Genomic DNA, 21,223 nt, shown 5'->3' with positions numbered 1-21,223 from the left:
CTGAAACGCCGCGCGTCCCGGCGTGACCCTACCCGCTCGGCGGCCATGACCGCTTCCGGCAGTTTTCTCCTTGTTTCGGCTTATCGCGCGTAGTTTCGAGGTTGTCACTCCTGGTTCGTCCCGCGTGAAGGGGCAGGGGATCGACATGAGCGCCCGCTTGTCTGCCGCCGAGGTCACCCACCGCTCACTGGACGGTGTGCGGATCCGGATCGCGGGCCCGCACGACCTCCGAAGACCCTCCACCAGCGTGGCGCGCGTCGCGGACGGCGGACGCCTGCACGAGATCTCCAGCGGCACCCGCGCGGGCGCTCTGGCCTGGGCCGAGGACGTCGGCGTCGAACGCTTCGAGCAGGAGTTCAGGCTCCAGGGCGGGCGGCTGCGGGTCGGGCGCGCCCGGTCCCGCGACGCCGCCACCGGCGTGGCCGACCCGATGCTCGCGGCCGTGTGGGAGGGGCGCCGGCACGCGGTGTTCACCCACCTTTACCACGCCCGTCCCGCCGACGCCGTCGCGTTCTTCGACACCCTCCGGCTGACCGAGCACGAGGACGGCGTCACGGCGGAGACCCGGGGACGCGCCCGCCGCACCGAGCCCGCCGAGCTGGTCAAGGAGGTCCCCGGCGTCGGGCTCCTGGAGATCACGGCGCTGACCCGGCGGACCCGCGGGCGGCTGCCGTCCTGGCGCGGCGCCCCGGTCGCGGGCGGCGAGCTGTTCCGCGACACGGTCGAGGGCCAGGGCCCCTACTTCCTGCTGGCGCTGCGGTCGCTGCTGGTGACCGTCCTGCCCGAGGAGGAGCACGTGCGCGAGGTGCCCGCGCGGCTGGCGCGGCTGGCGGTGGAGGCCGTCCGGTGACCGCGCTGCCGGCCGGGACCGCGGCCGTCGCGGTGCCGCTCGTCCTGCTCGGCTCGGCGGCCGGGCACGCCGCGCGGCCGGGCGCGCTGGCGGCGGCGCTGCGGGCCCAGGGCGTGTTCCCCGCCGCGCTCGCCCGGCCGGTGGCCGTGCTCATGATCGTCGTCGAGGCCGTGGCGGGCGCCTGCCTCGCGGTGACCGTGCTCCGGGCGCTGGACGGGGCGTTCCGCGTCTCCTCCCTGGCGTCCGCCCTGCTCCTCGGCCTGTACGGGGCGTACGCGGCCTATGTCGCGCGGACGCGGAGCGGCGTCCCCTGCGGGTGCGCCGGGGGCACCGGCACGCCCATGACCGGGTGGATCGCCGTCCGCGCCGCCGCCCTCGCCGTGCTCGCCCTCACCGGCGCGGTCTGGGGGCCTCCGGACGGGCCGTCCGGATACGAGGCGTCCGTCATCGTCGCGGCGGGCCTGGCGTTCGCGGTGATCCTCTGGACGCTCCCGCACGCCATGATCGAGGAGAGGAGGCTCCGATGAGCTTCCAGGAGAGCGCGCTGCTGCTGTCGTGGGCGGCGATCCTGCTGCTCGCGCTGGTCGTCGCCGGGCTCGTCCGGCAGGTCCACGCGCTGGGCGCGCCGCAGGGGTCGAGCGCACTCGGGCCCGTTGTGGGCGGCCGGGCGCCCGCGTTCGACCGCCTCGGCCCGGGGCTGCTGCTGTTCGTCGACCGCGACTGCGGTGCCTGCGCCGACGTCCTCGCCGCCGCCGGGGACCTCGGCGGCCCGCTGCACGCGGTGTTCGCCGGGGCCGCGCCCGACGCCCCCGACGCGCCCGGCCTCCCCGGCACGGTGCTCGCCTTCGAGCGTGGCGGGCTGTTCGCCGACTACCGCATCCCGGCCACGCCCTTCGCCGTCCTCGTCGGGGAGGACGGGCGGGTCCGGGCGTCCGAGCCCGTCGGGTCCGCCGAGGCGCTGCGCGAACTGGCCCCGGAGGCGGCACGATGATCGAGTTCGAGGACGTCCCCCCGCTGCGCGGCCCGCGCCCCACCGGAGCAGGACGCGTGCGGCGGCGCCCCGTTCCCGACCGGGAGGCCGGGGCCGGGCAGGCCCGGCGCAGCCTCCTGACCGGGCTCGCCGCTGCGGGCGCCGCCGCCGGGCTGAACGCGCTCGGCGTGTTCCCGCCCGCGCGCCAGGCCATCGCGTCCGGGTTCAGCCTGGCCGGGTACTACGACATCTATCCGCGCTGCCCGTCCTACGCGCGCGACCACAACTGCTCCCCCGGCTGCGGGCCCAGCTATGTCTGCGCGTGGTGCTGCCGGACCAGCGGGAAGTACAAGGGCTTCCACAAGTCCGGGACGTCCGACCCGGGCTGGTTCAAGCTGCGCCCCAACGAGTGCTACACCGGCGGCTACGACGGCTGGATCTGGGCCTACAAGAAGAAGTGCGGCGACTGCGCCAAGGGCGTCACCTGGCGCTGCCACGACGGATGGAACAAGACCAAGAAGGGCAACTGGTACAAGACCATCTGCCGCAAGGCGATGACGTGCGCGCGCTGACCGCCCGCCGCGGCCTGGCCGACCCGCTCCCGCCCGCCGCCGCGCTGGCCCTGCTCGCCGTCGCGGCGGCGGCGCTGGAGGCGTCCGTCCTGTGCTGGGCCTCGGTCGGAGCCCTCGCCGGATACGCGCTGTCGGGCAGCGTCTGAACGCGCAACAGCGAATCCGTGCTGTTCTCGCCAGGCTGGCGGGCCCCGGTACGGCGGGACGCCGTCCTCGCCGTCTTCACCCTCGGGCTCCTGCTCGGGGGCACGCTGAGCGCCCTGGTCCTGTGGCTGCTGTCCGGGCTGGCGGCGCCGCTGCCACCATCCGCGCGGACGCTCGCCATCCTGCTCGCGGCCGCCGCCGGCGCCGCCCGCGACCTGGGCGCTCTCCCCCTGCCCCTCCCCCAGAACGCACGGCAGATCCCGCAGGAGGTGCTGCGAACGCGTTTGTGGTGCGGGACGCTCCAGTTCGGCTTCGAGTTGGGGACGGGGGTCCGGACGTACGTCCCGTCCAGCGCCCCGTACGTCCTGGCCCTGGCCCTTCTGCTCGCGCACGGCCCCCTCGCCGTCTTCCTCCTGACCGGCGCCGCCTTCGGCGCGGGACGGGCCCTCAGCGCCGCCCTCACCCTCCTGGCCCGCGACCCGCACCGCGACGCCGCGGTGGCCGCCCGAATCCCCCACATCCAAAGCACCACGGCCCTGGCGACCCTCGCCGCCCTCACCCTGCTCCTCCTATGACAGGGAACGGGGACCGCGCGTCAAAGCGCGGCCCCCGCCGATAAACAACTCTCAGATCAGCCGACGTAATGCAGGCAGATGTTGAGCGGCGCACCCCATCCGGTGTGGACCCGGACGAAAACGGCCGAGTTCACCACCTGGACGTTCTCGGGGTAAATGTGGGCGTCGCCGATGAACTCCTGCCCGAAGGTCCCCTCACTCGCGGAGACCGCGACCGGCTGGGAGGCACTCACCGGCGCCCCGTACCAGGGCAGGATGGCATTGTCGTTGACGTCCCGGTAGCAGTTCGCCTGGGTGAAGGCCGCCGCCGTCCCCGCCTTCTTGGTCTGGGCGGTGAGCCTCGGATCCGGCTTGGCCAGGTGCGTCCGGCTCGGGCTCGGGTCGTGCCGCCGCGTACCCGGGTCCGGCGCGGCCGCCGCCGTGGTCGCCGTCAGCCCGGCGGCCGTGAGGGCGATGAGAGCCGTGGTCGTGAGCTTTCCCAACGTGCGCATGCGCTCCTCCTGTGGAGTCGATCGCGGTAACAACGCCGGCTGATTTCTCGTGCAGCACCTTGTTCCTTTCGCTGCCTTTCCTCCGGCGCTTCCGAGAATGACCGACCCGGCGTCCGCGCAGATATCCCTAACAGCAGGGGGTTGACGGGCCGTGCCGCAGAAGCGGCGGGCGGCTTGACCGGAACCGTGGGGACGGGTTGCATGGGGCCGAGCGATGGGCGGAGGGCGGTGCGGCGTGACATTCGCGCGGGACGTGGCGGAGATCGACCTTTCCGACCTCGGGTTCTGGTCGCTGCCGCCGGAGAGGCGGCTGGCGGCGTTCGCGCGGCTGCGGGAGCGGGAGCATCCGGCGTTCTTCACCGAGTTGCAGATGCCGTTCGTCCGGAACGGGCGCGGGTACTACGCGCTGACGAGGTACGCGGACGTGGTGGAGGCCAGCCGGAGGCCGGAGGTGTTCAGCAGCGAGCCGGTCTCCACCAGCATCGCCGACCTGCCCCGCTACATGGCCCGCTACTTCGGCTCGATGATCAACATGGACGATCCGCGGCACGCCGAGATCCGGCGGATCGTGTCGCGGGCGTTCACGCCGCGGGTGCTCGCGAAGCTGGAGACCGACATCCAGGCCGGCGCCACGCGGATCGTGGACGCCCTGCTCCGCGACGGGCCCGGCGACTTCGTCACCGATGTCGCCGCGAAACTGCCCGTGCAGGTCATCTGCGACATGATGGGCATTCCCGAGCGGGTGCGGCCGATGGTGTACCAGCGGACGAACACCATTCTCGGGGTCGGCGACCCCGAGTACACCGGCGGCAAGGACTTCAACCGCGACGGCATCACCCGGACCGGGGTGCTCTACGGGCTGCTCGCGACGATGGCGGCCGGATACGAGCTGAACCACCTGGCGATGAAGCTGGCGCGGCGGCGGCGCGCGCGTCCGGGGGACGACCTCGTGTCCGCGCTGGTGTCGGCGAACGTGGACGGGAAATCGCTGACCGACCAGGAGATCGGCTCGTTCTTCATTCTGCTGGTGGTCGCCGGGAACGAGACGACGCGGAACGCGATCGCGCACGGGTTGACGCTGTTCACCGACAATCCCGAGCAGCAAGCCCTGCTGATGGAGGATTTCGACGCGCGGATACCGGGGGCGGTGGAGGAGATCGTCCGGCTGGCGAGCCCCGTCATCCAGTTCCGCCGGACGGTCGCCCGGCACCACGTCATGAACGGCCACCACTACCGGAAGGGCGACAAGGTCCTGCTGTTCTACAACTCCGCCAACCGCGACCCGGAGGTGTTCGAGAACCCCGACGCCTTCGACATCACGCGGTCGCCCAATCCGCATGTCGGGTTCGGCGGGCCGGGTCCGCATTTCTGCCTCGGCGCCAATCTGGCGCGGCGCGAGATCACGGTGCTGTTCCGCGAGCTGTTCACCCGCGTTCCCGCGATCCGCGCCGCCGGGAGGCCCGACCCGCTCTACTCCAATTTCATTAACGGGATCAAGCACCTGCCCTGCACGTTCTGAGCCGTCGCGCCCCCTACAGGGCGAGGGTCACCTCGACCGTCAGGTCGGCGGGCGCGTCCTCCAGCGTCAGGTCGGCGATGCGCCCCGCGGCGGCCAGGTCGGGACGCGCGATCCGGGTCACCTCCGCGCCGCGCACGACGGCGCGCGACACGTCCGCGCGCATCGACGCCTTCGCCTCCGACTTGGCCTTGCGGACCTGCCGCAGCGCCTCGCCCGTCGCGGCCAGCACGGCCGGGTCGCCGCCCGGCGGCAGCTCCGCCACGGTCGGCCAGGACGCGGTGTGCACCGAGCCCGCCCGCCACCACGACCAGACCTCCTCGGTCACGAACGGCAGGACGGGAGCGAACAGCCGCAGCAGCACCGACAGCGCTGCGCGCAGGGCCGCGCGTCCCGACCGGGCGCCGGGCCCCTCCCCGTACGCGCGGGCCTTGACCAGCTCCAGGTAGTCGTCGCAGAACTCCCAGAAGAACCGTTCGGTGCGCTCCAGGGCGCGGGCGTAGTCGTAGCCCTCGAACGCCTCCGTGGCGTCGTTCACGACCCCCGCCAGCGCCGCGAGCATCGCCCGGTCGAGCGGCTCGGTGACCGCCGCGTCCTCGGCGGCCTCACCGAGGCCCAGCACGAACTTGGACGCGTTGAGGATCTTGATGGCGAGCCGCCGGCCGACCTTGATCTGGCCGGTGTCGAACGCGGTGTCGGTGCCCGGCCGCCCGCTCGCCGCCCAGTACCGCACGGCGTCGGAGCCGTACTCGCGCAGCAGGTCGATCGGGGTGACCACGTTGCCCTTGGACTTCGACATCTTCTTGCGGTCGGGGTCCAGGATCCAGCCCGACAGCGCGGTTCCCGTCCACGGCAGCGACCCGTGCTCCAGGTGCGAGCGGACGACCGTGGAGAACAGCCACGTCCGGATGATGTCGTGCGCCTGCGGGCGCAGGCTGTAGGGGAACACGCGCGCGAACAGGTCGGGGTCGCGCTCCCAGCCGCCCGCGATCTGCGGGGTCAGCGACGACGTCGCCCAGGTGTCCATCACGTCCGGGTCGCCGGCGAAGCCGCCAGGCCTGCCGCGCTGGTCCTCGGTGAAGCCGGGCGGCGCGTCCGAGGACGGGTCGACGGGCAGCGCGTCCTCCGGCGGGACGATCGGCTCGTGGTAGAGCGGCTCGCCCGCCTCGTCCAGCCGGTACCAGACCGGGATCGGCACGCCGAAGAAGCGCTGCCGGGAGATCAGCCAGTCGCCGTTCAGGCCCTCGACCCAGTTCTCGTAGCGGGCGCGCATGTAGCCGGGGTGCCAGGCCAGCTCCCGGCCGCGCGCGAGCATCTCGGCGCGCGTGTCCGCGTCGCGCCCGCCGTTGCGGATGTACCACTGGCGGGTCGTGACGATCTCCAGCGGCTTGCTGCCCTTCTCGTAGAACTTCACCGGACGGCTGATCGCGCGCGGCTCGCCGTCCAGGTCGCCGGACTCGCGCAGCATCTCGACGACGCGCTCCTTCGCCGAGAACACGGTCCTGCCCGCCAGCTCGGCATAGGGCCCGGCGGGGACGCCCTCGGGCGGGTCGGCGGCGAGCCGCCCGTCCCAGCCGATGACCGCGCGGGTCGGCAGGTCCAGCTCGCGCCACCACGTGACGTCGGTGACGTCGCCGAACGTGCAGATCATCGCGATCCCCGAGCCCTTGTCCGGCTCGGCCAGCCGGTGCGCGAGGATTGGGACCTCCACGCCGAACAGCGGCGTGCGGACGGTCGTCCCGAACAGCTCCTGATACCGCTCGTCGTCGGGGTGCGCGACGAGCGCCACGCATGCGGGCAGCAGCTCGGGACGCGTGGTCTCGATGTAGACCGGGCGCTCCACGCCGTGGAAGCGGATCCGGTGGAAGGCGCCGGGCTGCTCGCGGTCCTCCAGCTCGGCCTGCGCGACGGCGGTGCGGAACGTCACGTCCCACAGCGTCGGCGCCTCCGAGACGTACGCCTCGCCGCGTGCCAGGTTCCGCAGGAACGCGCGCTGCGACGCCGTCCTGGAGACGTCGCCGATCGTGGTGTAGAGCAGGCCCCAGTCGACCGAGAGGCCGACGCGGCGCCACATCTCCTCGAACGCCTTCTCGTCGACCTCGGTGAGCCGCTCGCACAACTCGATGAAGTTGCGCCGCGACACCGGCACCTGCCGTTTCGCGTCGGGCTTGGCGGGCGGTTCGAAGTCCGGGTCGTAGGGCAGCGACGGGTCGCACCGCACGCCGAAGTGGTTCTGCACGCGCCGTTCGGTGGGCAGGCCGTTATCGTCCCAGCCCATCGGGTAGAAGACCGCGCGACCGCGCATGCGGTGGAAGCGGGCGACCGCATCGGTGTGGGTGTAGGAGAAGACGTGGCCGACATGGAGGGAACCGCTGACGGTGGGCGGCGGGGTGTCGATCGAGTACACCTCGGCGCGCGGCCTGGTGCGGTCGAAGCGGTGGACGCCGCCGTCCTCCCAGGCGCGTACCCACTTGTCCTCCAGGCCGTCCAGGGAGGGCTTGGAAGGGACGTCGGGAGTACGCGGCTGTTCTGTCATGTGCCAATGGTATTGACATCGGCGACCCGCGCACGTGGTTAATCACCGCGACAGGCGGCACCCTGGAACGGCGCCCCGCACCCCCGGAACGAGCTGTTCCGGTAGCGTCGGACGAGACCGGACGACTGGAGGACGATCATGGCGGACAAGGGCGACATCGGCTATCGGGTGATGGCCGGCGCCGCGGCCTTCGCGGGGGGCTTCGTCGCGAAGAAGGCCATCACACTGGCCTGGAAGAAGAGCACGGGCAAGGAGCCGCCGACCAACCCCGAGTCCCCCGACGTGGCGCTGGCCGAGGCGATCGGATGGGCCGTGGTGATGGGCGTCGGCATGGAGCTGGCGCGGCTGCTGGCGACCCGCGCCGCCGCGCGGCAGTGGGCCAAGGGCACCGGGGAGCTCCCGTCCCACCTGAAGGTCGAGGTCTGACCCCGCCGGACGGGGCAGCCGCGACAGGGGCGAACGCGCGGCGCGCGGGCGAGGGGGGCGCCCGCGCGTGCGGGCGCCCTAGTCGGCGGACTTCAGGTGGGGGTGCTCGCCCGGAAGCGGGGGCGGCAGGTCGGGATCGGAAGTGGCGCCGCGCAGGTCGCTGCGGACCTTCGCGGCCAGCGCCCTGGTCGCCGCCCGGTTGAGCGCGGCACCGGCCGCGGCGCCGGTGAGGAACGGGCCCATCGTGGTCATGCTGCGGCCGAGGACGCGCAGCATCCGTTTGCGCAGGGCCGATTTCGCGGCGGTGCCGAGCGCGCTCGTGAGCGAGCCGGCCTCGAGGGGGTTGATGCCGCGCTGGCGGGCCCAGGACGTGAGGAACGCCGCGCCGCGCGCGGTGCCCGAGCCCTGCACCTGGACGCCGTACACCTCGTGCAGTTCGGCGATCATCTTGACCTCGATCGCGGCGACCACGAGGGTCTCGGCGGCGAGCTGGGCGGGGGCGGTCAGCAGCAGCGGCGGGGCGGCGAACTCGACCGCCGCGAGCGCGCCGCCGGCGGCGCCGACGGCGGTGGTGGCGTTGCCGGCCACCTTGACCACCCGGTCGGCGAGCTCCTCGCCCATCAGCCCGTGGTGGTGCCGCTGAAGGGTCGCGAGGTCGCGGATCGGGATGTGCGGCGCCGCCTCGGCCATCAGGTCGGCGAGCACGCGTCCGCGCGCGAACCCCGCGGCGCCCACCTTGCGGGCGTTCTGGCCGAGTAGCCGTGCCAGTCGCCCGAGCAGGCGGCCGCGGGTCTCGCGGTCCATCTCGTCATCGCCGGCGAGCCTGCCGATCAGCTCGCCGATCTCGGTGGAGCCGCCGCGCGGCGGCTCCACCCCGTCGTCGTCGCGTCGCTGGAGTTCTCCTGACACCTGGCCGCTCCCGGTCAGGCGGCGCACTCGCGGCAGATCGGCCGGCCGTTCTTCTCGGTGGCCAGCTGGCTGCGGTGGTGCACCAGGAAGCAGCGTGTGCAGGTGAACTCGTCGGCCTGCCGCGGAACCACCCGGAAGGTGAGTTCCTCGTTCGACAGGTCGGCGCCGGGCAGCTCGGCGACCTCACCGGCGTCCAGGTCCTCGTCGATGATGCTGGCGGCCTTGTCGGCGCGCCGCGCCTGGAGCTCCTGGAGGCTGTCCTCGCTCAGGTCGTCGTCGGTCTTGCGTGGGCTGTCGTAGTCGGTCGCCATCTTCTATCTCCATCCCCCTCAGTGCTTTATGCGCCCCGTCGCGCGGAACTAACGCTCGGGGGACCGTTCTTGTGCCCGATCCGGGCGGGAAATTCTGTCACGGTTGGTGACCTGCGACACACGAGGCGCGACCGTTCCCACGAGTGACACCTATCACCCGGATCTCTTCCTCATACTGTGTCTTCTGTCACATACCCGGCACATCGTCACCGCATCGTTCCCGCATGGGGACGCCCAACCACGACGCGGCGGCGGCGGGGATCATATCGGTCCCGGACCGCCCGCGCGCGCAGACCCGGCACCCCGGACCCGGCTCGCCGGGGACCTCCGAAGACGCGTGGTCGGCGGCTGAACCGGACACGTCGGTGAAACGTCTGAACTAACGCGATATCGTGCCCGCCTGAGGTTTGGGGGCGGGCCCCCAGCGGGGGCAGTCCGGCGAGCGCCGGACGCGACCCCACGGCGGGGTCCGGCGCACACTATCGCGGAACATCACCGCGGGTCACTGGAGGGTCAGATGCCGGATGCCGCTCCGCTGGAGCCGGGCGATCCTAGGGCACTGGGACAGTACGAGGTCGTCGGACGGCTCGGCGCCGGGGGGCAGGGCGCCGTCTTTCTCGGAAAGGCGCCGAACGGGGACTACGTCGCCGTCAAGCTGCTGCACGCCCAGATGGCGAACGACCCGGCGGCGCGCGCCCGGTTCACCCGCGAGGTGTCGGCGGCCCAGAAGGTCGAGCCCTTCTGCACGGCCCGCGTCCTGGAGGCCGACGTGCAGGGCGACCAGCCCTACGTCGTCAGCGAGTTCATCGACGGCCCCTCGCTGCACGACGTCGTCGCGCACAATGGGCCGCGCGGCGCCGCCGAACTGGAGCGGCTCGCGATCGGCACGGTGACGGCGCTCGCGGCGATCCACGAGGCCGGGATCGTCCACCGCGACTTCAAGCCCAACAACGTCATGCTCGCCTCCGACGGCCCGCGCGTCGTCGACTTCGGCATCGCCCGGACGGTGAACTCGCAGGAGAGCGCGGTCACCGCCACCGGCATGGTCGTCGGCACCCCCGGCTACCTCGCGCCCGAGCAGCTCACCGGCGCGCCGCTCACCCCGGCCGTGGACATCTTCGCCTGGGCCGCGACGATGGTGTTCGCCGCGACCGGGCAGTCCCCCTTCGAGGCCGACACGCTGCCGGTCATCATCAACCGGATCCTGAACGAGGAGCCGGACCTGTCGGCGCTGCCCGCGGGCACGCTGCGCGACCTGATCGGGCGCTGCCTGTCCAAGGACGCGGGGCTGCGGCCGCCCGCCGCGCAGCTGCTGCTGCACCTGCTCGGCCACGTGGGCGCCGCGCCCGCGAACCCGGGCGCGGGCCAGGAGGACCTGCTCAACCAGGGCACCCGGATCGCCGCGCAGCTGCCCACGCCGCCGCGGGTGCCGCCCGCGCGGCACACGCCGCCGCCGCAGCCGATCACCCCGCCCCCGATGCCGATGAACCAGGGACCGATGAACCAGGGGCCCATGGGGGGCCCGCACACGCCGCCGCCGCAACCGATCACGCCCCCGCCGATGCCGATGTACCAGGGCGGGATGCCGAACGCCCCGGCCCCGCCGCCGCCTCCGATGGGCGGCGGCGGCCCGATGCCGCCGCCCCCGTCGTACGGGCCGCCGCCGCGGCGCTCCAACGCCGGGCCGGTCATCGCGATCGGCTGCGGTGTGCTCGCGCTGGTCGTGATCATCGTCATCGTGATCATCGTGGTCGTCGCGGCCGGGGACGAGGACAAGGCCGACCCGCTCTTCCCGACCTACACGCCGGGCACGAGCTTCCCCACGTCGACCAGCACCGACATCCCGACACCGTCCACCACGGGCGGGCTGCTCGGCACCTTCTCGGGCACCGGCATCCAGCCGGGCGCAGGGTCGGGCCGCACGAGCTTCCAGGTGCGGTTCGCGCTGCTGCACTCCTTCGGCACCGCCCGCTACACCTACACCAGCACGCCGACGTGCATCACGCGTCTGTCGCTACTGTCGGGCACCGAGAGCAGCAGCCGGATCGAGTACCAGGAGACCCCGATGGCGGGGATGTCCACGTCGCAGTGCGCGCCGGGCTACATCACCTTCCTCCAGTCCGGCAGCTCGTCGATCCGGTGGGAGTGGCGGTCGAACCGGTCCGACTCCTCCGCGTCCGCGTACGGGTACGTCAGCAAGTCGTGACGGGCGCGGCCCGCCGCGGGGAGGACTCCCCGCGGCGGGCCGAGGCGTCCCCGACAACGGCCACCGGAAAGGACACAGATGGCAGAGGTCGCCCCTCTCCGCTCGGGTGATCCGGCCCATCTCGGGCCCTACCGGCTGACCGGCCTGCTCGGCGAGGGCGGCCAGGGGACGGTGTTCCTCGGCGAGGACGAACCGGGCCACCGGGTCGCGGTGAAGCTGCTGCACGCGCGGTTCAGCGGCGACGCCAAGGCCAGGTCCCGGTTCGCGGCCGAGGTGGCGGTGGCCAAGCGCGTCTCGCCGTTCTGCACCGCGCGCGTCCTGGACTCCGACGTGGAGGGCGACCGGCCCTACATCGTCAGCGAGTTCATCGACGGCCCCTCGCTGTCGGAGGTGCTGGCGGCCGACGGCCCGCGCACCGGCGCCGACCTGGACCGCGTCGCGATCGGCACGATGACCGCGCTCGCCGCGATCCACCAGGCCGGGGTCGTGCACCGCGACTTCAAGCCCGCCAACGTGCTGCTCGCGCCGGACGGCCCGCGCGTGATCGACTTCGGCATCGCGCGGGCGCTGGACGCCACTGGCACGCTGTCGAGCACGGCGATCGGCACCCCCGCCTACATGGCGCCCGAGCAGATCTCCGGCGCCCGGGTCGGGCCGCCCGCGGACGTGTGGGCGTGGGCGGCGACGATGGCCTACGCCTCGTCCGGGCGTCCGGCGTTCGGGCAGGACTCGATCCCGGCGGTGATGCACCGCATCCTCAACATGCCGCCCGACCTCGGGGCGCTCGCCGAGCCGCTGCGCGGGCTCGTCGCCGGGTGCCTCGCCAAGGACCCGGCGCTGCGCCCGCAGTCGCAGCACGTCCTGGCCTACCTGCTGCGGCTCGCGGGGAGCCTGCCGGAGCCGGGCGCCGGGGCCGTCGCCGTGGGGGGCGGGGACGGACACGACACCACGATCCTCAACCAGGGCGCGGAGGCCGCCGCCGAGTCGGAGGGACTGCACGCCTCGGCCGGGCCGCCGCCGGCGCCGTTCCCGCCCCCGGCCCCCGCTCCCCCGCCGGGGTTCCCGGGGCAGGTGCCCGCCGGGCCCACGTGGCCGTCGGGCGGGTCGCCGTCAGGGGGGTCGACGTCGCCGTTCGGAGACCCGGCCCTCGGCGCGCCGAACGGGAAGGGCGGCGGGAAGCGCCGGCGCGGCCTCGGCGTGCTCGCCGGGGCGGGCGGCGCGGCGCTGGTCGCCCTCATCATCACCGGGACGGTGATCGCCGTGCGGATGAGCGACGGCGGCGACCCCGACCCGGGCCCGACGCCGCTCGGGCGGACGGGCGGCACCCTGGCCGTCTCCACCCGCAGCGACCTCGGTAGCGGCTCGGAGATCGACCCTTCGCACAGCATCTCGGGCACCGCGCGGTTCCTCGGCAAGCAGCTGTTCACGGGGCTGACGGAGACGGGCACCGACGGCGCCGTCCGCAACCGGCTCGCGACCTCGATCCAGCCCGACTCGACATGCAAGACGTGGACGATCGCCCTCAAGGAGGGGACGCTGTTCAGCGACGGCTCGCCGGTCGACGCGCAGGCGTTCGCGCGCGGCTGGGCCCGCGCCGCCTCGGTCACGACCGGGGACTCGCCGCTGCTGATGGCCGACATCGACGGGTACGCGCTGGTGTCGGCCAACAAGGCGGCGGAGTTCTCGGGCGTCAAGGTGACCGGCGGCGGCGGCCTCGTCGTCACGCTGACCTCGCCGAACTGCGACTTCCCGGCGCGGCTCGCCGACCCGGTGTTCGCACCCGTCCCGGTGAGCGCGGGCAAGGCCGACAACGCCACCTACAACATGGAGCCCGTGGGCAACGGCCCGTTCAAGGTCGCCTCGTACGTCAAGGGCAAGACGGTCACGCTGGCCCGCAACCCCGCGTGGGCGTTCGGCCAGGCGCGGCTCGACCAGGTGACCGTCCGGCTGGACTCCGACGCCGCCGCCGGACGCGCCGCCTTCACCTCCGGCCAGGTCGGCTGGAGCACGCTCAGCAACGACGACGCGGCGACCGCCGGGCAGGCGAACGTGATCACGCGGTTCCTCGCGTCCGAGCGGATGCTGGTGCCGATCACGGCGCGGGGGGCGATGTCCAGCAAGGAGGCGCGGCTGGCGGTCTCCTACGCCCTCGACCGCGACGAGATCAGCAGGGCGCTCGGCGGAGTGAACCGCCCGGCGCACGGCGTGGTCCCGGCGGCGCTGCCCGGGTTCGGGAAGCCGGGGGCGTGCCCGTCCTGCGACGCCTCCGACCCCGCGAAGGCCAAGCAGCTCGCGGCGCAGGCCGGGCTGAAGGCGGGGACGAACGTCCGCCTCTACATGCAGAACCTGCCCGCCTACCAGCGCCTCGGGGCGGTCGTCGCGGCGCAGCTGGAGCGGACGCTCGGCTGGCGGATCGAGCAGCGGCCCTCGGACTTCTCGGCCTACCGCAAGAACGTCGTCGCCAAGGACGCGTCCGGGCTGGCGTTCTTCGCCTGGTCGCCCGACTACCCGACGCCCTACACGATGCTGTGGAGCCTGCTGGGCAGCACCGGCGTCGCGACGGAGGCCAACTCCTACTACAACCTCGCCGGGTACAGGAACACGCGCTTCGACGACCTGATGTACCGGGCGGTGCGGACCGTCCCGGAGGGCCAGCGGGCCGACCTGTACCGGCAGGCCGAGAAGGTCGCGCTGGACGACATGGCGCTGATCCCGCTCGCCGAACTCGGACGCGCCGCCCTGCGCAGCGACAAGTACGTGGGGCTGGAGTTCGACTTCGACGGCGACCCGACCCTCGCGAACGCCGCCCTCAAGTAGTTCCCGAGCGGCGGATCAGCCAGGAGGCAGGCGGACGGTGACGATCAGCCCGCCGCCCGGACGCGGCGCCGCGTACACCGCGCCCCGGTGCGCGAGCACCACCGAGCGGACGATCGAGAGCCCGAGCCCCGCGCCCTTGGCCGACTCGACGCGGTCGGCGTTCAGCCGCCGGAACGGCTCGAACAGCCGCTCGACCTCGTAGGCGGGGACGGCCGGGCCGGTGTTCTCGACCTGGACGGTCGCCCAGCCCTCCAGCAGGCCGGTGCGGATCCACAGCTCGCCGCCGTCCTCGTTGTGCTTGACCGCGTTCTCGACGAGGTTGGACACCAGGTGCTCCAGCAGCACCGGGTCGCCGAGCGCCGTCCCGGACGTCAGCTCCGGGTGGACGGAGACGTCGTTGTCGTGGTCGCGGCGGGCGGAGTGCTCCAGCACGGTCGCGGCGACCTCGGCGAGGTCGACGGGGCTGCGGGTGGTCAGCTCGCGCTCGCTGCGGGCGAGCAGCAGCAGCCCCTCGATCAGCCGCTCGTGCCGGGCGTTGGTGGCCAGCAGCGTCCGCCCGACGGCGCGCAGGTCGTCGGACACGTCGGGGTCGCCGAGCGCGACCTCCAGCAGCGTCCGGTTGATCGCAAGCGGGGTCCGCAGCTCGTGCGAGGCGTTGGCCACGAATCTTCGCTGCGAGTCGAACGCCTGACCGAGCCGCTCCAGCATCGCGTCGAAGGTGTCGGCCAGCTCCTTGATCTCGTCGTCGGGCCCCTCCAGCGCGATCCGCTCGTGCAGCGTGCTCTCCGAGAGGCGGCGCGCGGTGGCGGTGACCCGCTGGAGCGGGCTGAGCGCCCGGTCGGCGACGAAGTAGCCGAGCACGAGCGTGATGATGCCGACCCCGCCGAGCGCGACCAGCGACCGCCCGACGAGCTGCTTCATCGTCTGCTCGACGAACTGGTGCTGCACCTCGGCGGCCGTCTCCGGGTCGTTGATCCCGAACCCGACGACCTTGACGCCGCCGAGGATGTTGGCGACGAGGATCGACATCACGAACAGCAGCAGCGCGCCCGCCATGAAGAACAGCAGCCCGTACAGCAGGGTCAGCCGCAGCCGGACGCTCATCCGGCTCGGCAGCGCCTTCAGGTCGGTCGCGAACGACCCGTCCTCGGTGCGCCACACGCCCTTGACGCCCTGGTTCGGCTGCTGGGGGAACTGCTGCGGGCCCGGCCGCCGCCACGGCTGCCCGCGCCGCCCCCCGGGAGCGGACGCGGGACGGGCCGCCCGCGCATGCCCGGCGCCCACGACATGGTCGTCGCCGGACGCCTCGTCCTCCCGGGAGGTGTTCGGCTCCGGCCGGCCCGGCTCGCTCTTGCCCGGCTCGCTCTTGCCGGGCCCGCCCCGGTTGGGCTCGGCGGCGGACGGGAAGGACGCGGACGCGCCGGTCGTCTCCTCCGGTTCCTCGGGACCGCCCCGGGGCGCGGGGCCGGTCACAGCCGGTACCCCACGCCGGGCACGGTCTCGATCACCGGCGGGTCGCCCAGCTTCTTGCGCAGCGTCATCATCGTGACGCGCACGACGTTGGTGAACGGGTCGATGTGCTCGTCCCAGGCCTTCTCCAGGAGCTGCTCGGAGCTGACGACCGCTCCGTCCGCGCTCAGCAGCACCTCCAGGACGGCGAACTCCTTGCGGGTCAGCTCCACCGGGCGGGCGTCGCGGTGCACCTCGCGGCGGGCCGGGTCGAGCGTGATCCCGGCGCGCTCCAGCACCGGCGGCAGCGGCGCGGCGGCGCGGCGGCCGAGGGCCCGCACCCGGGCGATCAGCTCGGCGAACGCGAACGGCTTGGCGAGGTAGTCGTCGGCGCCGATCGACAGGCCCTCGACCCGGTCGTCCAGCTCGCCCGCCGCCGTCAACATGATGATCCGCGCCGGGTAGCGGCGCGACACGAGCTGCTTGCACACGTCGTCGCCGTGGACCCGCGGCAGGTCGCGGTCGAGGACGATCACGTCGTACTCGTTGACGCCGGCCCGCTCCAGCGCCCCGGCGCCGTCGTAGGCCACGTCCACGGCCAGCGCGTCCCTGCGCAGGCCGGTGGCGATGGCGTCGGCGAGCACCCGCTCGTCCTCGACGACTAGAACACGCACTGCGTCCCCCTCCGGCCGGGGCGCCTCCCGCCCCGGGACTTAGGTATGCCACGGAGCCCGTAAGACGCCCGTAAGCACCCGTTCAGACCGCCGTTCGCGACCCCGCCTAGGCTCGGCGCAAGAGTCCACGAAATTTGCATCGGCCAACAGGTTTACCTTCAGCCTAAGGCTGGGTAGGGCACGGGCACGATCCGGGAGGAGGCCCATGGGCGAGTTGTCACGCATGATCCACCAGCGGCTCGACGACGCGTACGCGTCATTGCGCAGCGCCCACGCAGATGGCGACACCTACCTGGTGGACATCCGCCAGGAGGAGATCAACGAACTGCGCCGGATCGCGGCGAACAACGATATCGGCGTAGAAGCTCCCAGCTGCGATTGACGCGAAGGCCCAGCGATTCATCCCAGAGCCCGGGGTCGTGACCCCGGGCTCTCAGCGTCCCCGGACGTGCTCCGGGCGGCTCAGTCCCGCAGCGGGTCAAGGCCGGCCAGAAGGGCGTGCAGGGCCTCGAAGGTGCCGGGGCCGGCGGCGATCGTGAGGTCCGGTCCGGCGGGGGCGCCGTGCAGGCCCTCGACGCGCCCGCCCGCCTCCTGGACGATCAGCGCCCCGGCGGCGACGTCCCACTCCTGGACGCCGCGCTCGTAGTAGGCGTCGACGCGTCCGGCGGCCAGCGAGCACAGGTCCACGCAGCAGGAGCCGCCCCGGCGGATGTCGCGGACGTTGGGCAGCACGCCCGTGAGCACCTGGGCCTGGCTCGCGCGGCGGGCGGCCGCGTAGCCGAACCCGGTGGACAGCAGCGCCCGCTCCAGCGGCACGGAGGCGTTCACGCGCAGTTCGCGCGTCCCGGACTCGGTGTGCAGGAGGGCCCCCGCGCCGCGCGCGGCGGTGTAGGTCTCACCGCGCCGCGGCAGCACCACGGCGCCCGCGAGCGCGACGCCGCCGGACTCGGCGGCGATGCTGACGGCCCAGTCCGGCAGGTCGTAGAGGTAGTTGACGGTGCCGTCGATCGGGTCGATCACCCAGCGGACGCCGCTCGCGCCCGCGCGGGTGCCGCCCTCCTCGCCGAGGAAGCCGTCGTCCGGGCGCGCCGCCGTGATCCGGTCGATGATCAGCGACTCGGCGGCACGGTCCATCTGGGTCACGACGTCGGTGGGGCTCGACTTGGTCTGGACGACGTCCGGGCCGGCCGGCGGACGCTTGTCGACCAGCATCCGGCCGGCCTCCCGCGCGGTCGCGGTGGCCAGCTCCAGCAGTTCCTCGGCCAGGCTCACGGCCGCTCCCCCGTCTCGGTCTGTGGTGTGCCGGCCCGCGCCTCGGTCAGCAGCTCGCGGGCCAGCGCCGCGAAGCGCGGGTCGGTGCCGGGCGTGGCGGCCCGGGCGAACGCGAGGCCGAGGCTCCCGGCGCGCTCGGCCGCCTCGACGTCGAGGTCGTACTTGACCTCCATGTGGTCGGACACGAACCCGATCGGCACGACGGCGACCGCGCGGACGCCGTCGCCGTGGAGCTTCTCCAGATGGTCGTCGATCTGGGGTTCGAGCCAGGGCTGGCCAGGGGCCCCGCTCCGGCTCTGGTAGACGAGGTCCCACGGCTCCCCCGGGGCGGCCTTCGCCGCGACCGCGCGCGCGGCCTCCTCCAGCTCCGCCACGTACAGCTCGCGGTTGGGCTGGGAGAGGGGGACGCTGTGCGCGGTGAACACGAGCCGCGCGCCGTCCGGGAGGCGGCCGAGCGCGTCCCTGGCGGCGTCCGCGAACGGTTCGACGAAGCCGGGCCGGTCGCTGTAGACGGGCAGCTTGTCGATCACGGGCGCGTCGCCCACCTCGTCGCGGGCGCGGGCGATGTCCTGGAGGTACTGGTCGTTGGTGGAGTACCCGCTGTAGGCGGACGTGACGAACGCGGCAGCGCGCGTGATCCCGTCCGCCTTCATCTCCCGGACGGTGTCGGCGAGGTAGGGGGTCCAGTTGCGGTTGCCCCAGTAGACCGGGAGGTCCACGCCGTGGGCGGCGAAATCGGCCTCGATCGCGGCCTTGAGGTCGCGGCAGAGCTGGTTGATCGGGCTGACCCCGCCGAACCGGTAGTAGTTCTCCCCGACCTTCTCCAGCCGCGCGCGGGGGATGTTCCGTCCCCGCGTCACGTTCTCCAGGAAGGGGATCACGTCATCGGGCCCTTCCGGCCCCCCGAAGGACAGCAAAAGCAACGCGTCATACGACGTCATGTCCCCCATCCAACCAGCCCCCCGCGCGTGCCCTCGCCCGGGGCGTGTCAGCGGTAGCGCGCCTCATAGGCCCGCGCCAGGTTGAGCACCTTCTGCACGTACCAGTCGGCGTGGTTGTACTGCCAGACCGCCCGGTAGAGCCGCTGCCCTCCCCCGCCCGCGCCGTTCGCGCACAGGTACTTGGCCGCGCCCGGGACCGCGTCGTAGGGGTTCATGATGTCGGCCTTGCCGTCGCCGTCGCCGTCCACGCCGTAGGCGCGCCAGGTCGTGGGGAGGAACTGCATGGGGCCGAGGGCGCCCGCGCTGGACCGCCCGGCGTTGCGCCCGTGGTCGCTCTCGACCTGCCCGATCGCGGCGAGCACCGTCCAGGACAGGCCGCGGCAGCTCCGGGCCGCCTGCCGGTACAGGTCGAGGTAGCTGCCGGGGCGGCCGCCGTCGCCGGGCGGCGGCTGATACCTGCCCTCGTGCAGGTTCACCACGTTCGTGCCTCGGCCGAGGAGCTTCGTGACGGCGGCGGAGACCTTGGCGGGGTCGGCGCCGGGCGCGTTGACGAGCACGGCGACGTCGGGGACGAGGCCCATGCGGGTTCCGGCGTCCCGTCCGACCAGCATGTCGATGCCGGGCAGGCCGAACTGGCCGGAGCCGCCCATCGTCAGCGTCGACACCGTCCGCGCCACGACCGGGTACGGGAAGCCCCGGTTCAGCCGGAGCTGGTCGGCGGCGGCCGGGGACGCCGCGAACTGGCCGCCCGCCAGCGCCGACCACAGGTCGGTCTTCTTCGCGGTGCCCGGCGGCGTCCACGAGCGGAACGAGGACGGGTCGACCGCGAGCGCGTTCACCTGCCGCCCCTGGAGCTGGACGGCGCCGCCCGAGACCGCCACCACGTCCCTGACCCCGGAGATCCTCGTGACCTTCGCGACCTGGACGGGGGAGATCGGCTTGCGCGCGACCGCCAGCACGTCCGGCGGGACGACCCGGCGCAGCGGCGCGACCTGGCCGCCCTCGGCCACGTTCACCGGCCCGCCGGGGCCGCCGGGCGACACCCCGGCCTGGGGCGCGCTCGCGCGGGGCGGGTCGTCGTCCTCGAAGGTCAGCGCCGCGTACAGCCCGCCGGACACGGTGGCGGCGGCGAGCAGGGCGATGGCCGCGACGGCGGCACGCGTCCTGCCGCGCGATGCTGGTGGAGGAGCCACAACATGTCCCAACGAGTGTCGCTACGGGTGGGTTACCTGTCTTTTCACTTCTTCCCCCCAGGTAACGTGATCATTGGGCTGAAGTCGCAGAACATGGCTCGGGGCCGCCGTTCCCCGGGGGGCGGGGGAGGATCGGTTGGCCAGTCCGTACCGGCAGCTGCTGGCGATTCCGGGGACCCGGCTCTTCGTCGCCGCGGGCCTCGTCGGCCGCATGTCGATGTCCATGGAGGGCATCGGGATCGTCCTGATGGTGTCCGCCGCCACCGGATCGTACGGTATCGCCGGAGCCGTCAGCGCGACCCTGGCGCTCGGCTTCGCCGCCGGGGCACCGCTGACCGCGCGCTTCGCCGACCGGTACGGCCAGCACCGCGTGCTGGTCCCGGTGGTGCTGGCGAACACGGCGAGCTACACCCTCCTGATCGTCTTCGCGCAGGCGGGGCTGCCGGTGTGGACGCTGTTCGCGGCGGCCGCCTCGGCGGGCCTCACCCAGATCTCGCTGGGCGCCTGGGTGCGGGCGCGGTGGTCCCACGTCCTGCGCGATACGCCCGAACGCGTCCACACCGCCTACTCGTTCGAGTCGGTCGTGGACGAGACGATCTTCATCACCGGGCCGATGATCGTCACGGCGCTGTCCACCGGCGTCCATCCGGCGGCGGGCGTCGCGGCCGCCGCGTCCTTCACGCTGGTGGGCTGCCTGGCGCTCGCGTGCCTGCGCGACACCGAGCCGCCGCCGCGCCCGCGCGAGGCGGGGGCCGGTGAGGGCGGCATCCTCCGCAACCCGGGCGTGCTCGTCATCGCCCCGGTCTTCCTGATGCTCGGCATGGTGTTCGGCGCGATCGACGTCAGCGGCGTCGCGTTCGCCGAGGAGGAGGGGCACAAGGCGCTCGCGGGCGTGCTGCTCGGCTGCTACGCGCTCGGCAGCGGCTCGGCGGCGCTGTGGTACGGCGCGCGGCACTGGCGCAGGCCGCTGTCCCGGCGGTTCCTCGCGGGGCTCGGGCTGCTGACGGCGGGTCTCGTGCCGCCCGTCCTCGTCGGGGACCTGTACCTGATGATGTTCGTGGTGTTCTTCTCCGGCCTGGCGATCTCCCCGACGATCATTCCCGGGTTCGGGCTGGTGGAGCGGCTGGTCCCGCCGCGGCAGCTCACCGAGGGGCTGGCGCTGGTCTCCACGGCGGTCGGCATCGGCGTGGCGCTCGGGTCGTCGCTGTCGGGACGGGTGGTCGACGCGCGGGGCGCGCACGCGGCGTTCTTCGTCCCGCTCGGCTGCGCGGTGGTCGCCGCGCTCGTCGGTCTCGCGGGCGCCCGCTCGGTGCGGGCGCGCGAGATCGCGGCCACAAGAACGTGAACTTTTCTCACATACCGTCGCCGAGT

21 protein-coding genes are annotated in these 21,223 nt (G+C 73.3%); 12 read left to right on the top strand and 9 right to left on the bottom strand.

The genetic code is table 11. The features are described 5' to 3' along the window. The first annotated feature begins 145 nt into the window (after positions 1-145). From K2F47_RS21095 to K2F47_RS21070, 6 genes are read left to right on the top strand one after another with little or no spacing between them, the layout of a single operon-like run. Positions 146-850, top strand: coding sequence for a hypothetical protein (locus K2F47_RS21095; protein WP_242906394.1), 705 nt, complete (start codon positions 146-148; stop codon positions 848-850). Next, complete coding sequence (locus K2F47_RS21090; RefSeq protein ID WP_242906393.1) at positions 847-1,377, top strand: MauE/DoxX family redox-associated membrane protein; 531 nt, start codon at positions 847-849, stop codon at positions 1,375-1,377. The genes K2F47_RS21095 and K2F47_RS21090 overlap by 4 nt, the downstream gene beginning before the upstream one ends. Then, entirely contained in the window at positions 1,374-1,841 is a 468-nt protein-coding gene (locus K2F47_RS21085) for a hypothetical protein (protein WP_242906392.1), read from the top strand. The genes K2F47_RS21090 and K2F47_RS21085 overlap by 4 nt, the downstream gene beginning before the upstream one ends. After that, positions 1,838-2,392 carry a hypothetical protein gene (locus K2F47_RS21080; protein WP_242906391.1) on the top strand — a complete coding sequence of 185 codons (555 nt, stop codon included), beginning with the start codon at positions 1,838-1,840 and terminating at the stop codon, positions 2,390-2,392. The genes K2F47_RS21085 and K2F47_RS21080 overlap by 4 nt, the downstream gene beginning before the upstream one ends. After that, positions 2,380-2,538 (top strand): hypothetical protein, encoded by a 159-nt coding sequence (locus K2F47_RS21075; protein WP_242906390.1) that lies wholly within the window; start codon positions 2,380-2,382, stop codon positions 2,536-2,538. Before K2F47_RS21080 ends, K2F47_RS21075 begins: the two co-directional genes overlap by 13 nt. Positions 2,539-2,556: 18 nt before the next feature. After that, complete coding sequence (locus tag K2F47_RS21070; protein ID WP_242906389.1) at positions 2,557-3,111, top strand: hypothetical protein; 555 nt, start codon at positions 2,557-2,559, stop codon at positions 3,109-3,111. Positions 3,112-3,167: 56 nt separating this feature from the next. On the opposite strand, the gene K2F47_RS21065 is transcribed toward K2F47_RS21070, so the two are convergent. After that, entirely contained in the window at positions 3,168-3,602 is a 435-nt protein-coding gene (locus K2F47_RS21065; protein ID WP_242906387.1) for a hypothetical protein, read from the bottom strand. A gap of 214 nt (positions 3,603-3,816) precedes the next feature. On the opposite strand from K2F47_RS21065, the gene K2F47_RS21060 reads away from it, so the two are divergent. Continuing rightward, positions 3,817-5,121 (top strand): cytochrome P450, encoded by a 1,305-nt coding sequence (locus tag K2F47_RS21060; protein ID WP_443611973.1) that lies wholly within the window; start codon positions 3,817-3,819, stop codon positions 5,119-5,121. Positions 5,122-5,134: 13 nt separating this feature from the next. Here K2F47_RS21060 and valS read toward each other — a convergent pair whose 3' ends face one another. After that, positions 5,135-7,654, bottom strand: a complete 2,520-nt coding sequence (gene valS, locus K2F47_RS21055; RefSeq protein ID WP_242906382.1) for a valine--tRNA ligase — start codon at positions 7,652-7,654, stop codon at positions 5,135-5,137. Positions 7,655-7,792: 138 nt separating this feature from the next. Between valS and K2F47_RS21050 the strand changes: the two genes are divergently transcribed. Continuing rightward, positions 7,793-8,080: a DUF4235 domain-containing protein gene (locus K2F47_RS21050; RefSeq protein ID WP_242906380.1), complete on the top strand. Its 288-nt coding sequence runs from the start codon at positions 7,793-7,795 to the stop codon at positions 8,078-8,080. Positions 8,081-8,158: 78 nt separating this feature from the next. Here K2F47_RS21050 and K2F47_RS21045 read toward each other — a convergent pair whose 3' ends face one another. Both K2F47_RS21045 and K2F47_RS21040 read right to left on the bottom strand, forming a co-directional pair. Then, positions 8,159-8,989, bottom strand: a complete 831-nt coding sequence (locus K2F47_RS21045) for a hypothetical protein (RefSeq protein WP_372490881.1) — start codon at positions 8,987-8,989, stop codon at positions 8,159-8,161. Between the two features lie 14 nt (positions 8,990-9,003). Beyond that, positions 9,004-9,300 (bottom strand): DUF4193 domain-containing protein, encoded by a 297-nt coding sequence (locus K2F47_RS21040; RefSeq protein WP_021593594.1) that lies wholly within the window; start codon positions 9,298-9,300, stop codon positions 9,004-9,006. 517 nt (positions 9,301-9,817) lie between these two features. Here K2F47_RS21040 and K2F47_RS21035 point away from each other — a divergent pair. Beyond that, complete coding sequence (locus tag K2F47_RS21035; protein WP_242906378.1) at positions 9,818-11,506, top strand: serine/threonine-protein kinase; 1,689 nt, start codon at positions 9,818-9,820, stop codon at positions 11,504-11,506. Positions 11,507-11,584: 78 nt separating this feature from the next. After that, complete coding sequence (locus K2F47_RS40795; protein ID WP_272497284.1) at positions 11,585-14,323, top strand: ABC transporter substrate-binding protein; 2,739 nt, start codon at positions 11,585-11,587, stop codon at positions 14,321-14,323. Positions 14,324-14,338: 15 nt separating this feature from the next. Here K2F47_RS40795 and K2F47_RS21020 read toward each other — a convergent pair whose 3' ends face one another. Further along, positions 14,339-15,607: a sensor histidine kinase gene (locus tag K2F47_RS21020; protein WP_372490898.1), complete on the bottom strand. Its 1,269-nt coding sequence runs from the start codon at positions 15,605-15,607 to the stop codon at positions 14,339-14,341. A gap of 185 nt (positions 15,608-15,792) precedes the next feature. Beyond that, positions 15,793-16,446, bottom strand: a complete 654-nt coding sequence (locus K2F47_RS21015) for a response regulator transcription factor (protein ID WP_242906374.1) — start codon at positions 16,444-16,446, stop codon at positions 15,793-15,795. Positions 16,447-16,651: 205 nt separating this feature from the next. Here K2F47_RS21015 and K2F47_RS21010 point away from each other — a divergent pair, with 205 nt between their 5' ends. After that, positions 16,652-16,828 carry a hypothetical protein gene (locus K2F47_RS21010; RefSeq protein ID WP_173390660.1) on the top strand — a complete coding sequence of 59 codons (177 nt, stop codon included), beginning with the start codon at positions 16,652-16,654 and terminating at the stop codon, positions 16,826-16,828. A gap of 80 nt (positions 16,829-16,908) precedes the next feature. Here the strand turns inward: K2F47_RS21010 and K2F47_RS21005 are convergent, their stop codons facing one another. From K2F47_RS21005 to K2F47_RS20995, 3 genes are read right to left on the bottom strand one after another with little or no spacing between them, the layout of a single operon-like run. Next, positions 16,909-17,718, bottom strand: coding sequence for an inositol monophosphatase family protein (locus K2F47_RS21005; RefSeq protein WP_242906372.1), 810 nt, complete (start codon positions 17,716-17,718; stop codon positions 16,909-16,911). Next, positions 17,715-18,659, bottom strand: a complete 945-nt coding sequence (locus tag K2F47_RS21000) for a ferrochelatase (protein ID WP_242906370.1) — start codon at positions 18,657-18,659, stop codon at positions 17,715-17,717. Before K2F47_RS21000 ends, K2F47_RS21005 begins: the two co-directional genes overlap by 4 nt. A 47-nt stretch (positions 18,660-18,706) precedes the next feature. Next, a complete protein-coding gene (locus K2F47_RS20995) occupies positions 18,707-19,864 on the bottom strand; it encodes a lytic transglycosylase domain-containing protein (protein ID WP_242906364.1) in 1,158 nt (385 codons plus the stop codon). 124 nt (positions 19,865-19,988) lie between these two features. Between K2F47_RS20995 and K2F47_RS20990 the strand changes: the two genes are divergently transcribed. Continuing rightward, positions 19,989-21,197 (top strand): MFS transporter, encoded by a 1,209-nt coding sequence (locus K2F47_RS20990; RefSeq protein WP_242906363.1) that lies wholly within the window; start codon positions 19,989-19,991, stop codon positions 21,195-21,197. The last annotated feature ends 26 nt before the right edge of the window (positions 21,198-21,223 follow it).

This window comes from Actinomadura terrae (assembly GCF_022751215.1).
GTDB classification, from domain to species: domain Bacteria; phylum Actinomycetota; class Actinomycetes; order Streptosporangiales; family Streptosporangiaceae; genus Spirillospora; species Spirillospora terrae.
This window is presented reverse-complemented; position numbering and strand designations above follow the sequence as displayed.

Bases quoted from the DNA above. Each gene is read 5' to 3' on its own strand.
- K2F47_RS21095 (WP_242906394.1), top strand. From the start codon at position 146: ATGAGCGCCCGCTTGTCTGCCGCCGAGGTCACCCACCGCTCACTGGAC.
- K2F47_RS21085 (WP_242906392.1), top strand. From the start codon at position 1,374: ATGAGCTTCCAGGAGAGCGCGCTGCTGCTGTCGTGGGCGGCGATCCTG.
- K2F47_RS21080 (WP_242906391.1), top strand. From the start codon at position 1,838: ATGATCGAGTTCGAGGACGTCCCCCCGCTGCGCGGCCCGCGCCCCACC.
- K2F47_RS21065 (WP_242906387.1), bottom strand. From the start codon at position 3,602: ATGCGCACGTTGGGAAAGCTCACGACCACGGCTCTCATCGCCCTCACG.
- K2F47_RS21060 (WP_443611973.1), top strand. From the start codon at position 3,817: ATGGGCGGAGGGCGGTGCGGCGTGACATTCGCGCGGGACGTGGCGGAG.
- valS (WP_242906382.1), bottom strand. From the start codon at position 7,654: ATGACAGAACAGCCGCGTACTCCCGACGTCCCTTCCAAGCCCTCCCTG.
- K2F47_RS21050 (WP_242906380.1), top strand. From the start codon at position 7,793: ATGGCGGACAAGGGCGACATCGGCTATCGGGTGATGGCCGGCGCCGCG.
- K2F47_RS21040 (WP_021593594.1), bottom strand. From the start codon at position 9,300: ATGGCGACCGACTACGACAGCCCACGCAAGACCGACGACGACCTGAGC.
- K2F47_RS21035 (WP_242906378.1), top strand. From the start codon at position 9,818: ATGCCGGATGCCGCTCCGCTGGAGCCGGGCGATCCTAGGGCACTGGGA.
- K2F47_RS40795 (WP_272497284.1), top strand. From the start codon at position 11,585: ATGGCAGAGGTCGCCCCTCTCCGCTCGGGTGATCCGGCCCATCTCGGG.
- K2F47_RS21010 (WP_173390660.1), top strand. From the start codon at position 16,652: ATGGGCGAGTTGTCACGCATGATCCACCAGCGGCTCGACGACGCGTAC.
- K2F47_RS21000 (WP_242906370.1), bottom strand. From the start codon at position 18,659: ATGACGTCGTATGACGCGTTGCTTTTGCTGTCCTTCGGGGGGCCGGAA.